General features: G+C 70.6%; 13 protein-coding genes. 4 read left to right on the top strand and 9 right to left on the bottom strand.

All coding sequences use genetic code 11. The features are described from left to right. Positions 1-46: 46 nt before the first annotated feature. The 7 genes from VKG64_01835 to VKG64_01805 form a co-directional block, all read right to left on the bottom strand. Positions 47-1402, bottom strand: a complete 1356-nt coding sequence (locus VKG64_01835) for a UbiD family decarboxylase (protein HKB23767.1) — start codon at positions 1400-1402, stop codon at positions 47-49. Between the two features lie 19 nt (positions 1403-1421). Beyond that, positions 1422-2114, bottom strand: a complete 693-nt coding sequence (locus VKG64_01830) for a TerC family protein (protein HKB23766.1) — start codon at positions 2112-2114, stop codon at positions 1422-1424. Between the two features lie 183 nt (positions 2115-2297). Continuing rightward, positions 2298-2627, bottom strand: a complete 330-nt coding sequence (locus tag VKG64_01825; GenBank protein ID HKB23765.1) for a hypothetical protein — start codon at positions 2625-2627, stop codon at positions 2298-2300. Next, positions 2624-3961, bottom strand: a complete 1338-nt coding sequence (locus VKG64_01820; protein ID HKB23764.1) for a HAMP domain-containing sensor histidine kinase — start codon at positions 3959-3961, stop codon at positions 2624-2626. The genes VKG64_01825 and VKG64_01820 overlap by 4 nt, the downstream gene beginning before the upstream one ends. A 47-nt stretch (positions 3962-4008) precedes the next feature. Further along, positions 4009-5019: an amidohydrolase family protein gene (locus VKG64_01815; GenBank protein ID HKB23763.1), complete on the bottom strand. Its 1011-nt coding sequence runs from the start codon at positions 5017-5019 to the stop codon at positions 4009-4011. Positions 5020-5029: 10 nt separating this feature from the next. Then, positions 5030-6739: a thiamine pyrophosphate-requiring protein gene (locus VKG64_01810; protein ID HKB23762.1), complete on the bottom strand. Its 1710-nt coding sequence runs from the start codon at positions 6737-6739 to the stop codon at positions 5030-5032. A 16-nt stretch (positions 6740-6755) separates the two neighbouring features. Continuing rightward, on the bottom strand, positions 6756-7769 hold the full coding sequence (locus VKG64_01805) for an amidohydrolase family protein (GenBank protein ID HKB23761.1): 1014 nt from the start codon (positions 7767-7769) through the stop codon (positions 6756-6758). A gap of 118 nt (positions 7770-7887) precedes the next feature. Between VKG64_01805 and VKG64_01800 the strand changes: the two genes are divergently transcribed. From VKG64_01800 to VKG64_01790, 3 genes are read left to right on the top strand one after another with little or no spacing between them, the layout of a single operon-like run. Continuing rightward, a complete protein-coding gene (locus VKG64_01800; protein HKB23760.1) occupies positions 7888-9423 on the top strand; it encodes a UbiD family decarboxylase in 1536 nt (511 codons plus the stop codon). Between the two features lie 3 nt (positions 9424-9426). Next, positions 9427-10392, top strand: a complete 966-nt coding sequence (locus VKG64_01795) for an ABC transporter substrate-binding protein (protein HKB23759.1) — start codon at positions 9427-9429, stop codon at positions 10390-10392. Between the two features lie 17 nt (positions 10393-10409). Then, on the top strand, positions 10410-11153 hold the full coding sequence (locus VKG64_01790) for an aspartate/glutamate racemase family protein (protein HKB23758.1): 744 nt from the start codon (positions 10410-10412) through the stop codon (positions 11151-11153). Positions 11154-11199: 46 nt separating this feature from the next. On the opposite strand, the gene mutT is transcribed toward VKG64_01790, so the two are convergent. Further along, on the bottom strand, positions 11200-11598 hold the full coding sequence (gene mutT / locus VKG64_01785; protein ID HKB23757.1) for an 8-oxo-dGTP diphosphatase MutT: 399 nt from the start codon (positions 11596-11598) through the stop codon (positions 11200-11202). An 82-nt stretch (positions 11599-11680) separates the two neighbouring features. After that, positions 11681-12403, bottom strand: a complete 723-nt coding sequence (locus VKG64_01780) for an A/G-specific adenine glycosylase (GenBank protein HKB23756.1) — start codon at positions 12401-12403, stop codon at positions 11681-11683. A gap of 30 nt (positions 12404-12433) precedes the next feature. On the opposite strand from VKG64_01780, the gene VKG64_01775 reads away from it, so the two are divergent. Continuing rightward, positions 12434-12894 (top strand): hypothetical protein (locus VKG64_01775; protein HKB23755.1); only part of this gene is annotated, 461 nt, incomplete at its 3' end.

The raw sequence follows: 12894 nt of genomic DNA, 5'->3' as shown, positions 1-12894 counted from the left end.
GGGCTCCCGCCTCGAGCCGGCGGACGAGGCTCTCCTCCACGGACCGCTAGGGCAGGAAGTCCTTCAGGTTGATCCGCTGCCAGACCGCGGGCGGGACGCGATGGCGCGGCGTGTAGGCGGCGAGCGAGGGCTTCGCGGTCGCGTCCACGCCCCACTTCGCGGTGTGGCCGTCCTCGCGCGTCGAGGGGTCGAGGTCCGAGCCGCGCGCGTTCGTGATGATCGTGATGTCGCGGTCGGGCTGGCACCGCGTCGCGATCGCCCAGTTCACCTGCCGGTCGTCGAACACGTCCACGTCCTGGTCCACGACGACGACGCGCTTCATGTAGAGATCGGCGCCGAGCGCGGCCAGGATCGCGTTCTTCGCCTGGCCCGGCACGCGCTGCTCGATCGAGACGTAGCAGGTGAAGGGCCCGGGAACACGGACGGCCTTGATCGACGGCACCATGGCGCGGACGGCCCGATAGAGGTTCGCCTCGATCGGGATCGTGGAGAGGAGCAGGTGGTCGAGGTGGGCGACGGTGATGTCCTGGTACAGGGCGTCGCGGCGATGGGTGATCGCCTTGACCCGGACGACCTCGCGCTGGCGCTCGCCCAGGCTGTAGCCCGTGAACTCGCCGAAGGGGCCCTCGGCGGTGCGCTCGCGCGGCAGGATCTCGGCCTCGATGACGAGCTCGGCGTGGGCCGGCACGAGCACGTCGGACGTCTCGCACTTCACCAGCTCGAGCGGCTCGCCGAGGAGCCCGCCCATGATCGCCCGCTCGTCCTCGTCGATCGAGCCGATGGCGAGGGCGCCGAGCGCGATCGCCGGGTGGACGCCGATCGCGAACGCCACGGGCAGCGGCTCGCCGCGGGCCTCGGCGATCCGGTGGAACTCCCAGAGGTGCTTGCCGGTCGTGAGGTGGATGGACGTCGTGTCGCGCCCCTTGATCTGGAGCCGGTTGTAGGCGCAGTTCCAGACCGGGGCCGTCGGGTCCTTCGCGAACGAGATCGCGGCGGTGACGTACGCCCCGGCGTCGCCTTCGTGGTGGAGGATCGGGGGGAGGTCGCCGAGGTTGACGCGCGCGCCCGTGAGGACGACTTCCTTGACCGGGCCCGTCGCCACGACCTTCGGCGGGATCGGCTTGTCCATCGCGCGGAGGTATGCGCGCTGCGTCTCCTCGGGCTCGACCCCCATCGCCGCGGCGAGCCGCGACCGGCTCGCGTGGAGGTTCGTCAGCACCGGGAACTTCGTGCCCTTCACGCGCTCGAAGAGGAGGACGGGTCGGCGCTTGGCCTCGCGCTCGAGCTTCACGACAAGCGCGGTCAGCTCGTAGGCCGGGTCGATCTCCTTCGAGACGATCAGGAAGTCTTCCGGCTTCCGGCGCTTGATGAGGTCGAGGAAGCTTCGGAGATCCTGAGCCACGCGCCTAGGATACTGAAGATCAGGCCTGCCCGGGCAGCCTCTTTCTGCCGTTCCGCGCGAGCCACCAGCCGAGCGCCGCGATCGCGGCGGCCGGCACGAGCGGCAGCAGCCCGAGGCCCGGCAGGTCGTGGTCGACGAAGCGGGCGAGGCTCCGGTCGTCCAGGATCATCTCGCCCGCGACGTAGCCGAGGATCCCGCCGCCGAGCCAGATGATCCAGACGAAGCGGTTCATGAGCGTGGCGAGGAGGCCGCTGCCCCAGACGACGATCGGGAGCGAGAGGCCGATGCCGAAGACCACCAGCGTGAAGTCGCCGTGGGCCGCGGCGGCGACGGCGAGCACGTTGTCCACGCTCATCACCGCGTCGGCGACGATGATGATCCAGACCGCCTCCCAGATCGAGGCGCCCTGACGGACGTGGCCCTCGACCCCCGTCTGCTGGCGCACGAGCTTGAACGCGATCCAGAGGAGCACGAGCCCCCCCAGGAGCTGCAGCAGGGGAATGCGCAGCAGGACCGTCGCGACGGCGATGAGGGCGAGCCGCAGGCCGACCGCTCCCGCCGTGCCCCAGAGGCGCCCCCAGAGCCGCTGGCGCGGAGGCAGCGTGCGGACGGCGAGCGCGATCACGAGGGCGTTGTCGCCCGCGAGCGTCAGGTCGATCACGACGATGCCGAACATCCGGGCCCAGAACTCGGGGTCCATCAAGAACATCATAGTTCACTCCACCAGGGCCCTGAGGACCGCGACCAGGAGGCGGCCCACGATCAAGAGCGCGAGGGCGATGGCCAGGCCCTCGTAATGGTTCACAGTCATCTCGTGTCTCCTCGTGAGATGGGACGGGTGTCGCAAGCCGCCGCGCGGGGCGGCGGAGGTCAGGAGACGGACGGGATGAAGGGGCTAGTGGTCTTCGGGCGCGGAAGCGCGAGCGGACGCTACCGGGGCGGAGCGCGCGACGCGGAGGATCGGCGGCTCGCGGCGCGGTGGCCCCTCGAGCCGGGCGCCCGGAGGCGGGCTCACGCGGACGGGGTCAGGAGACGGCGCGCCGCGCTCGGGCGGCGTGGGCCGCCCGGCGACCTGCTTCCGCTCCTGAGCGCGCCGCTGGACGTGGATCGCTTCCTCGACCTCCGAGTCCTTCACCTCGAAGCTGAAGGCGCCCGGCAGCACCGGGTCGGCCAAGTCGAAGGCGACGTACGCGAGCACGAGCAGGAAGAGCTTTCGCGCTCTCATTGTGGCGCCAGGGTGAAGCTGAACGTCGAGCCCTTACCCAGCGCGCTCTCCACGCGGATCGAGCCGCCGTGCAGCTCGACGAAGCGCTTGGTGAGCGTGAGGCCGAGGCCGGTGCCCTCGGCCTTCCTGGCGGTGTCCGCGCCGAACTGCCGGAACTCGTCGAAGATCCGCGGCAGGTCGGCGGACGCGATGCCGGCGCCGGTGTCCGCGACCGCCACCTCGACCAGCGGGCTCCGCGGATGCGCGGTCACGGCGATCCTCCCTCCGTCGGGAGTGAACTTGACGGCGTTGGAGAGCAGGTTGAGCATGATCTGCTTGAACTTTCGCTCGTCGCCGCGGAATTCGCCGAGCCCCGGATCGACCTCGCACTCGAGCGCCACGCCGTGTCGCGCCGCCCGTTCCTTGATCAGGATCACCGCGTTGTCGATAGCGGATGGGAGATGGAAGGTGGTCACCTCGAGCTCCATCCGTCCCGCCTCGACCTTGGAGAGGTCGAGGATGTCGTTGATGAGCGAAAGCAAGTGCTGACCCGACTCGTGGATGTCGCGGAGGTACTCCTCCTGCTTCGCGTTCAGATCGCCGAACATGCGCTCGTCGAGGACCTCGGAGAACCCGATGATCGCGTTGAGGGGCGTCCGGAGCTCGTGGCTCATGCTGGCCAGGAACTCGCTCTTCGCCCGCGTGGCCGCCTCCGCCTCCTCGCGCGCGCGACGGGCCTCGAGCTCCGCGCGCTCGCGCAGGAGCATCGCCACGTACTCGCGGCGGACGTACAGGTCCATCTGATAGCACGCGAACATGCCCGCGACGTTGGCGACCGCCAGCAGGGCGCCGATCCGAAGCAGGGCAGGCCCGGGCGTTCCAATGCTGACCAGGAAGCCGAGGAAAATCGCCAGGGTGAACCAGCCGCCGACGACGGCCACGGGGAAGCGGAGACGGACGATGGTGTAGATGGCGATCGTGTGCATGCTCACGATCGACAGGATGCCGCCGAACATCGTCGGGGGCATCCGTGAGGCGATGCCGGCGATGGCGACAGACACGAGGCAGAGGCCGGTCAAGGTGATGCGTTGCTGGCGCCGCAAGAAACCGCGCCTGTAGCTGGCCGCGTAACCCAGCACGTAGACGGGCAGCATTGCGAAGAGCATCGCCAGCGAAAACTGCCCACGCGGCCGGGACGTCATGGGCGAGAGATAGTCGAAGATGGCCCAGAACGCGATGATGGCCCCGCCGAGGACGGCTGCCAGGCGGAAGAGCCGCACCGACTTGCGTGCCTGCTCCTCGGCGAAGGCGGCTTCCAGGGCCGGGTCCGTGAAGCGCAACGTGAGAGGATGCATCCGCGCAGCCTCGGCGTTCATTAGCGCGGACCTCTTGCCCGGGATCCTCAGAGCTTGTAGAGCGCGCGGCAGTTCTCGGCGAGCACTTTCTTCTTCTGCGCGTCGGTGAGGTCGCCGCGGTCGCGGATCTCGTCGATCGAGCCCGGGAAGCTGTGGTCCCAGTGAGGGAAGTCGGAGGCGTAGACGATCTGGTTCTCGCCGACGAGCTTCAGCGCCTGCGGCAGGAGCCACTCGTCCGCCTCGCAGGAGAAGTAGATCTTGCCCGACCGCACGTACTCGCTCGGCTTTTTCTTGAGCACCGGCGCCTCGACGTCGCCGCGCTTGGCGTACTCGTCGTCCATCCGCTCCATCCAGTAGGGCGCCCACCCCGCGCCCGCCTCGAGGAACGCGATGCGGACGTCAGGGAAGCGCTCGAGGATCCCCTCGAAGACGATCGAGGTGAGCTGGCGCATCTGGCCGAACGGGTGGGAGCACGTGTGCGCCTGGATGAAGCGCGGGAACATGTCCACGCCGGCGCCGCCGAGGTGCGAGCCCGAGGCGTGGACGCCGAGCATCACGTCGAGCCGCTGCGCCTCCTCGAAGATCGGCGTGAAGCGCTCGTCGCCGAGGACGTGCGTGCCGTCGGCGGCGAGCATCGCGCCGCTGTGGCCCAGCTCGCGGACCGCGCGCCTCAGCTCCCGGGCCGCCGCCGCGGGATCCTGGACCGGCAGGAGCGCGACCGCCTTCAGGCGCGGGCTCACCTTGATGAACTCCTCGTGCATGAGCGTGTTGTAGGCGCGGCAGAGCCGCACGGCCCACTCGCGGTCCTTGAGAAACGACATGAAGAGGCCGAGCGTCGGGTAGAGCACCGCCAGCTCCATGCCGCCCTTGTCGAGCGCTCGAAGCCACTGGTCGGCGTTGCCCGCCCAGTCGTGGAACTTGTCGATCAGCCGCCGGTCCCAGCCGTCCGCGGTGTAGAGGGGAAAGGTGAGCGGGCGCCGGCGATACGGTTCGTCCAGGTACTTCGCGATCTGGTCGTACGACTCGGTCACGTGGCCGTCGGCGTCGATGACCGTCATGGGCGTCTCCTCACGGCTTCTTGCAAATCACGTTCAGGAGCGCCTGGCGCTTCTCCTCGCGGACGGCTCGGAGCGCGCGGGCGAGCGCGCCCGGAAGCTCGGCGGGATCCTCCACCCGCTCGGCGTGGCCGCCGGAGGCGCGGCAGACCAGCTCGTAGTCGGGCGCAGGCTCGAGATCGGAGAGCGGTATCGAGCCCGTCTTCTTCGTCCAGCCGTCGGGCGCCAGGCCGTGGACGGCGCGCTTGACCGCGTTCCAGGCGCGGTTGTTGAACACGATGAAGAGGACGGGGATGTCGTAGGCGCGCGCGACGAAGTGTGCGGCCGTCGGCGCGCCGAAGATGTAGGCGCCGTCGCCGACCGTGCAGATGACGGTCTTGTCCGGCGCCGCGAGCTTCACCCCGAGCGCGGCGCCGAGGCCCCAGCCGAGCGCGCTCGACGCCGGCCCGTTGAAATAGCTTCCGGGCTTGCTGAAGCACGCCTGCGTCGGATCCAGGTCGTACTCGTTGACCACGATCGTCCGCTCGTCCACGACGTCGCCCACGCACCGGGAGAGCCAGGCCATGTCGATCGGGCGGTCGTTCTGCACGCGCCGCGCGGCGGCGGCCCACGCCTGCCGGCGGCGCGCGTGCTCCGCCTCCCAGCGCTTCCGCCGCTCGCCCACCAGGCGCCTGTCCACCCGCGCGGCGAGGGCGTCGGCGAGTGCTCCGAGCGTGAGCCGCACGGTCCCGGCGAGCGCCACGTCGGCGCCGAAGCCGCGGATCGGGAAGCGCGTGAAGAGCGGGTCCACGCCGATCTGGATGAGCTTGGCGTCGGGCCGGGGGCTCTTGAGCTGGGGGAACCAGGGGGCGTCGGCCTCGATGACGACGATCGCGTCGGCCTCGTCGAGGTGGGGCGTCGAGTCGAACCCCGCGTGGAGCGGGTGGTCCTGGGGGAAGCAGAGGTGCGTGTGGAAGTTCTCGACGACGGGGAGCGCCGCGACCTCCGCGAGCCTCACCAACGCCTGGACGGCGCCCGGGTCGCGCCCGAGCGCCTTCGTGATCACGACGGGGTTCTTCGCCGCGGCGAGGATGCGCGCGGCCTCCTCGATCGCGTCGGGGGCCGCGACCACGTCGCTCGGGCGCGGCGCGCGCGAGACGTCGGAATACTCGACGCTGTCGTGGCGCTCGGCCAGCACCTCGCGCGGCAGCGTGAGGTACACGGGCCCCTGGGGCTCGGCCTGGGTGATCGCCAGGGCGCGGTCCACGACGGTCTCGAGCTGGGGGAAGTTCCTGAGCTCGTAGTCCCACTTGACGAACTCCCGGACCATCGCCCCCTGGTCGAACGACTCCTGCGCCCAGTGGATCTGGCGCTCGCGGCTGCCGCGGAAGCCGAACTCGGTGATCGGGTTGCGGCCCGCGGTGAAGAGCATCGGGACCCCGCCGCGCGCGGCGTTGATGACGCCGCCGAGGCCGTTGGCGGTGCCGACGATGACGTGGACCATCACGGCCTGCGGCCGGCCGGTGATCATCGCGTAGCCGTGGGCCATGGCGACGGCGGGGGCCTCGTGCGGGACGGTGATCGGGCGCGGCAGGAGCTGGCCGAGCGCGCCGCGGCGGGCGTACGCCTCGATGATCGGCGCGAAGTCGGTCCCCGCGTTCCCGAAGAAGTACTCGACGCCCCGGGCCGCGAGCAGCTCCAGATAGGCCTCGGCGGTGCTCTCGATGCTCGCCTTCTTGGTCATCGGTGGGCCCCCGTCCTCACTTCAACCTGAGTCTCAGCATTCTAGCCGCGTTTCCCTCGTAGATCTTGGCCTTTTCCTCCGGCGTGGCGCGCATCCGCTCCATCGCCGCGATCGTCTCGCGGATGAACCCCGGCCCCTTCTCGGGGTCGAACGGCATGTCGGTGCCGAAGAGGATGTGGTCGGCCCCGAAGAAGGCGAGGCCCGACTCCATCGCGTGCCAGGCGCCGAAGAGCGCCGTGTCGCCGTAGAACATCTTGAAGTAGTCGATGGGGCGCTTCCTGAGCCGCCCGAGCGCCGCGGTGTCGTCGGGGTCGTCGCTCCGGCTCCCGAGCTGGTCGAGGCCGCCGCCCACGCGGCCCGCGCAGAACGGGATCATGGCGCCCATGTGATGGGTGATGATCTTCAGATCGGGATGGCGGTCGAAGATCCCGGAGAAGACCAGCCGGCCCATCGCCACGGACGTCTCGTACGGCCAGCCGAAGGCCCACCACATGTCGTATTTCGACCGCGCCTCGCCCGCGTAGTCGGCCACCGTCGCCGGCCGCGCGGGATGCATCCAGACGGGCAGGCCGCGCTCGGCCATCCGGTCGAAGACGGGCCGGTAGTCCGGCAGGTCGAGCGGCCGCCCGGCCACGTTCGTGAAGATCTGGATGCCCGTCGCGTGGAGGTCGCCGATCGCGCGGTCGATCTCGCGCACGGCGGCCTCGGGGTTGTTCATCGGCAACGACGCGACGAAGCCGGGGAAGCGGTCGGGATGCTTCTCGACGAGCGCGGCCATCTCGTCGTTGGCGAGGCGCGCGAGGTCCGGGCTCACGCCGGGACCGCCCACGACCTCGAGCGGCGGGTTCGCGAGCGTCAGCACCTGCACGTACCCCTCGTAGCGGTCCATGATCCTGAACCGCTGCTCGACGTCCACCAGGACCGGGATGCCCGACATCCGCTTCTGCAGCGCCATGCCCGGCGGCGCCGTCTCGAGCATCCGGTCGAAATACCGGCGAGGCAGGATGTGGGGGAAGACGTCGATCTTCATCGCAGGCACGACCCTAACGCCGCGCTCCCGCCGCTGTCCAGCCTGGTTTCCGCTCCCCGGCCGCCCTGCGGCTCGCCATGCCGTAGAATGGCGCATCACCCGGGACAGGGGGGCCGCGATGGAAGAGATGGGGGCGGGCGTCGAGGCGGGTCGGAGGCGGGAGCCGCGCCGGGCGGACGGCGCGGGGCCGCGCGACCTGCGCGAGTGGATCGCCCGGGTCGAGGCGATCGGCCAGCTCACGCGGATCACCGAGGAGGTGAGCCGCGACGAGGAGATGGGGGCGATCACCTATCTCGCCCACCAGCAGATCGGCGCGCCCGCGCTCCTCTTCGAGAACATCAAGGGGTCGCCCCGTGGCTTCCGCTCCCTCTGGAACCCGATCGGCTCGAGCGTGGACCGCTTCGCCCTCGCGATCGGCGAGCCCACGGGGCTCCCGGTCATGGAGCTGATCCGCGCTTGCCGGACGAAGTTCGGCGAGCCGATCCCGCCCGTCGTCGTCGAGGGCGAGGGCGCCGTCGCCAACGAGAACCACATGCGCGACGACAAGGTGGACGTGCGCGTGTTCCCGGCCGCGCGGCACTGGCCGCGGGACGGCGGCGAGTACATCGGGACCTGCGACGCCATCATCACGCGCGACCCCGACGGCGGCTGGCTCAACGTCGGGACGTACCGCCAGATGGTGCAGGGAAAGAACCAGGTCGGCCTCTATCTCTCACCGGGGAAGGACGCGCGGCTACATATAGAGCGCTACTGGGGGCGGAATGAGCCGTGCGAGGTCGTGGCGTGCTGGGGCATCGAGCCCGCGATGTTCATCGCGGGCGGCGTGACCTTTCCCAAGACGGTCTCGGAGCTCGATTACATCGGCGGCCTGCTCGGCCGGCCGGTCGAGCTGGTGAAGGGCACGGCGACGAGCCTCCTCTATCCCGCGCGCGCGGAGATCGTCATGGAGGGCGTCATTCCGCCGGGCTCCCAGAAGCTCGAGGGCCCGTTCGGCGAGTTCACGGGCTACTACGGGCGGCCCGAGGATCTGGCGTTCCTCGTGGACGTCAAGGCGGTGCACTACCGCGACAACCCGATCCTCACGCACGCGCTCATGGCCGATTACCCGGCGAACGAGTGCGCGCTCCTGTACTCGATCGCACGCTCGGCGCGGATCTGGAACGACCTCGACAAGCTCGGCGTGCCCGGCATCAAGGGCGTCTACGCCCACCCCGCCGCGGCGGGCGGCTTCGCGATGACCGTGGTCTCGCTCGAGCAGCGCTACGCCGGCCACGCGGCGCAGGCGCTCGCCATCGCCGCGCAGTGCCCCGGCGGCGCGTACTTCTCGAAGTGGATCATCGCGGTGGACGAGGACGTGGATCCGTCGAACACCAACCAGGTGATCTGGGCGATGTCCACGCGCTGCAACCCGATCGAGGACATCGACATCCTGCGATCGACGTGGTCCACCTGGCTCGACCCCAGCCAGAACCCGCCCGAGGAGCGCCCCTACGGGTCCAAAGCGCTCGTCAACGCGTGCATGGAGCACCGCCACATCAAGCAGTTCTCGAAGCGGACGAAGCTCCGCCGGTCCGTCTACGAGTCCGTCGCCGCCAAGTGGTCGCGCCTCGGCCTCCCCGGCGAGCCGCCGAAGCTCTGGGCCCTGGAGGAGTGAGCGATGCGACGCGCCGCCGCCGCGCTCTTCCTCGTAGTGCTGGCACCCTGGCCCGTGCTCGCCGACGAGACGGTGAGGATCGGCGATCTCCCGGCGATCTCGAACGCCGGCATCTACGTCGCGATCGAGCAGGGGTTCTTCAAGGAGAAGGGGATCGTCGTCGAGAGCGAGCGCTTCGCCTCCGGCGCCAAGATGATCGCCCCGCTCGCGACCGGCCAGCTCGACGTCGCGATCGGCACGCCCTCCGCCGCCCTCTACAACTCGATCGCGTCGGGCATGGACTTCCGGATCGTCGCCGACAAGGGCCAGCAGCGGCTCGGGTACAGTTTCGTGCCGCTCGTCGTCCGGAAGGACCTGTGGGAGTCGGGCCGGGTCAGGTCGGTGAAGGACCTCAAGGGCCTGAAGGTCGCGAGCGGCGCCAAGGGCATCAACCTCGACTACTTCCTCGCGAAGACGCTCGAGCACGCCGGGCTCGCCTTCGACTCGATCGACATGACGTACCTCGCGTATCCCGACGTCCTGCGGGCGCTGGCCGCCAAGGCCGTGGACGCCGCGATCGCGCCCGAGCCGTGGGGCGTGCGCGCGGAGGAGCAGAAGGTCGGCGTGCGCGCGTTCCTCACCGAGCAGGTTCCGGCCATCGCGACCTTCCAGGTGGCCGTCGTCATGTACTCGGGCCGGTTCATCAAGGAGCGGCCCAAGGTCGCCCGCGATTTCCTCCAGGCCTACGTCCGCGGTGTCAAGTGGTACGGTGAGCGCGGCCTCAGGGACGCCGAGGTCGCGGCGATCCTCGCGAAGCACACGCAGGTGCCGCCCGAGACGATCAAGGCGACCATTCCCTTCTACATCGACCCGGCCGCCCGCCCGCGCGCGCAGGACATCGCGACCTTCCAGGACTGGTTCCACCAGATGGGGTGGGTGAAGGAGAAGGCGGCGATGGAGCGCGTCGTCGACCTGTCGTTCCTCGAGTGATCGGGTAGAGTAGGGCGATGGCGTCCGGGCGCGTGGGCGGCGGCTTCAACCAGTACGGCTTCACCGTCGGCATCCTCATGCTCGACACGCGCTTCCCCCGCATCCCCGGCGACATGGGCAACGCGGCGACCTTCCCGTTCCCCGTGCGGTACCACCGGGTGCCCGGCGCCGATCCCGATCTGGTCGTCCGCCGGGGCGCCGCGGGGCTGATGCCCGCCTTCGTCGAGGGAGCGAAGCGGCTCGAGAGCGAGGGCGTCGGCGCGATCACGACCAACTGCGGGTTCCTCGTCAAGTTCCAGCGAGAGCTGGCCGCCGCGGTCAAGGTCCCGGTCTTCACCTCGGCGCTGCTGCTCGTGCCCCTGGTCCACCGCATGCTCCCGCCGGGCCGGCGCGTCGGCATCATGACCGTCAACGCGACGACGCTCGGGCCGGAGCACCTCGAGGGCGCCGGGATCGGGCGCGACATCCCGCTCGCGGTCGCGGGGATGGAGACGGAGAAGGAGTTCACGCGGGTGCTCCTCGGCGACGAGCTCGTGCTCGACGTGGACCTGGCGCGCGAGGAGCACGTCCGCGTCGCGCGGCGGCTCGTGGCCGAGCACCCCGACATCGGCGCGCTCGTGCTCGAGTGCACCAACATGCCGCCCTACGCGGCCGACATCCAGCGCGAGACGGGCCGGCCGGTCTTCGACGTCGTCTCGCTCGTCACGCTGGTCCACGGCGCGCTCGCCGCCGCCATCGGGCCCCGGCCGGCCGCGCCCTAGGTCAACTCGGAGGGGGGCTTCGAACGGCGGTTATTCCGACACGCCTCTAGCCGGGGCGCCGGGCGAGCCTCGCGATCAGCTCGCGGTCGGCCGGCGGGAAGCTGAACTCCCGGAGACGCTCGGGCGCGACCCACGCCATGGCCTGGGACTCGCGGGGCTCGATCGCGCCCGACTCGAGCGCGCAGCGGTAGAAGTGGAGCACGACGGTCCGGTCGGGGTATTCCCACCTCACCGTGTCCACCTTCTCGCCCACGCTGAACGTTGCCGCGAGCTCCTCCGTCAGCTCGCGCCGGAGAGCCGTCTCGGGCGACTCGCCGGTCTCGATTTTGCCGCCGGGGAATTCCCACAGCCCCTCGAGGTGCGAGCTGCGGCGGCGCCGGGTGATCAGGTAGCGCCCGGCCTCGTCACGGATGAGCGCGGCGGCCACCTCGACGACCGGGGGCATCGCGCCTAGGACGCCGTCCAGCCGCCGTCCATGGCGAGGACGGCGCCCGTGACGTAGCGCGAGTGGTCGGACGCCACGACGTTCACACGGATCCCGTCGTGCACGAGCTCGACCGCCGAGGCCGGCTTGAACCGTGGGTGGCCTGAGAAAGATGCGGGTAGCTCCGGCACGCCCGCTTCATCACGCAGGGCTCGCACTTCGGCCTGCGCGGGGTGCACCACGTCGCGCCGAAGTCCATGAGCGCCTGGTTGAAGTCGTAGGCGCGGCCGCGCGGCACGAGCGCCTCCGCGAGGTCCCAGAGCGCCTTCTCGCCGCGGACGCGCGCGAGGCCGTGCGGGCCCAGGAAGACGCGGCCGAGGACGCGGCGCACGTTGGTGTCGAGCACCGCGGCGTCGCGCCCGTAGGCGAACGACAGGATCGCGCCGGCGGTGTAGCGGCCGACGCCGGGCAGCCGGCGCAGGTCCTCCGCGGTGTCGGGGAGCCGCCCACCGTAGCGCGCGACCGCCTCGCGCGCGATTGCGCGGAGCCGCACCGGGCGGATGTTGTAGCCGAGCGGGTACCAGAGCCGCCGCACCTCGCCGACGCGCGCGCGGGCGAGGCTCCGGAGCGTCGGGTAGCGCCGGAGGAACTGGTGATATTTCGGGATGACCCGGTCCACCTGGGTCTGCTGGAGCATGATCTCGGACACCAGGACGCGGTACGGCGCGCGCGTGCGGCGCCAGGGGAGGTCGCGCCCGTGCTCCGCGTACCACGCGAGGAGCCGGCGCTGGAAGCGTGCGATCGTTCGCCGGGCCGGGCGGCGCATCGCGCGGAGGATAGCATGTAGAATAGCGGCATGCCGAACGAGGGAGCGCTCCCGCGCGCGGACGCCGCCGCCGCCGAGGAATACCGTGCCGCGCGCCGCGGCGTCGGGCTCGTGGACCGCGGCGACCACGGCGTCGTCGAGGTGACGGGGCGTGACCGCGCGACGTTCCTCCACGCGCTGCTGTCGAACGAGGTGAAGGCGCTCGCCCCGGGGCAGGGCTGCGCGGCGACGCTGCTCGACGTCCACGGGAAGGTCCAGGTCGTTCTCTCCGTCTGGGTGCTCGACGACCGGATCCTCCTCGTCACCCCGCCCGGCATGGCGCAGAAGGCGCTCGAGGCGCTCGACCACTATCTCTTCTCCGAGAAGGTCACGCTCCGCGATGCGAGCGAGGAGACGGCGCTCTTCCTGCTCGTGGGGCCCGAGACCCCCGCGACGGTCGAGCGGCTCGCCGGGGCGCGGCCCGGCGACGCTGCGTGGTCGCATGTCGCCGC

It is taken from the genome of Candidatus Methylomirabilota bacterium (assembly GCA_035260325.1).
Classification (GTDB): domain Bacteria; phylum Methylomirabilota; class Methylomirabilia; order Rokubacteriales; family CSP1-6; genus AR19.
The sequence above is the reverse complement of the archived record's forward strand: the minus strand, read 5'-3'. Positions and strand labels throughout refer to the sequence as shown.

What these genes read in the sequence shown, in the direction of transcription:
- VKG64_01830 (HKB23766.1), bottom strand. Translation starts at nt 2,114, where the DNA reads ATGATGTTCTTGATGGACCCCGAGTTCTGGGCCCGGATGTTCGGCATC.
- VKG64_01825 (HKB23765.1), bottom strand. Translation starts at nt 2,627, where the DNA reads ATGAGAGCGCGAAAGCTCTTCCTGCTCGTGCTCGCGTACGTCGCCTTC.
- VKG64_01820 (HKB23764.1), bottom strand. Translation starts at nt 3,961, where the DNA reads ATGCATCCTCTCACGTTGCGCTTCACGGACCCGGCCCTGGAAGCCGCC.
- VKG64_01780 (HKB23756.1), bottom strand. Translation starts at nt 12,403, where the DNA reads ATGCGCCGCCCGGCCCGGCGAACGATCGCACGCTTCCAGCGCCGGCTC.
- mutT (HKB23757.1), bottom strand. Translation starts at nt 11,598, where the DNA reads ATGCCCCCGGTCGTCGAGGTGGCCGCCGCGCTCATCCGTGACGAGGCC.
- VKG64_01800 (HKB23760.1), top strand. Translation starts at nt 7,888, where the DNA reads ATGGAAGAGATGGGGGCGGGCGTCGAGGCGGGTCGGAGGCGGGAGCCG.
- VKG64_01790 (HKB23758.1), top strand. Translation starts at nt 10,410, where the DNA reads ATGGCGTCCGGGCGCGTGGGCGGCGGCTTCAACCAGTACGGCTTCACC.
- VKG64_01795 (HKB23759.1), top strand. Translation starts at nt 9,427, where the DNA reads ATGCGACGCGCCGCCGCCGCGCTCTTCCTCGTAGTGCTGGCACCCTGG.
- VKG64_01815 (HKB23763.1), bottom strand. Translation starts at nt 5,019, where the DNA reads ATGACGGTCATCGACGCCGACGGCCACGTGACCGAGTCGTACGACCAG.
- VKG64_01810 (HKB23762.1), bottom strand. Translation starts at nt 6,739, where the DNA reads ATGACCAAGAAGGCGAGCATCGAGAGCACCGCCGAGGCCTATCTGGAG.
- VKG64_01805 (HKB23761.1), bottom strand. Translation starts at nt 7,769, where the DNA reads ATGAAGATCGACGTCTTCCCCCACATCCTGCCTCGCCGGTATTTCGAC.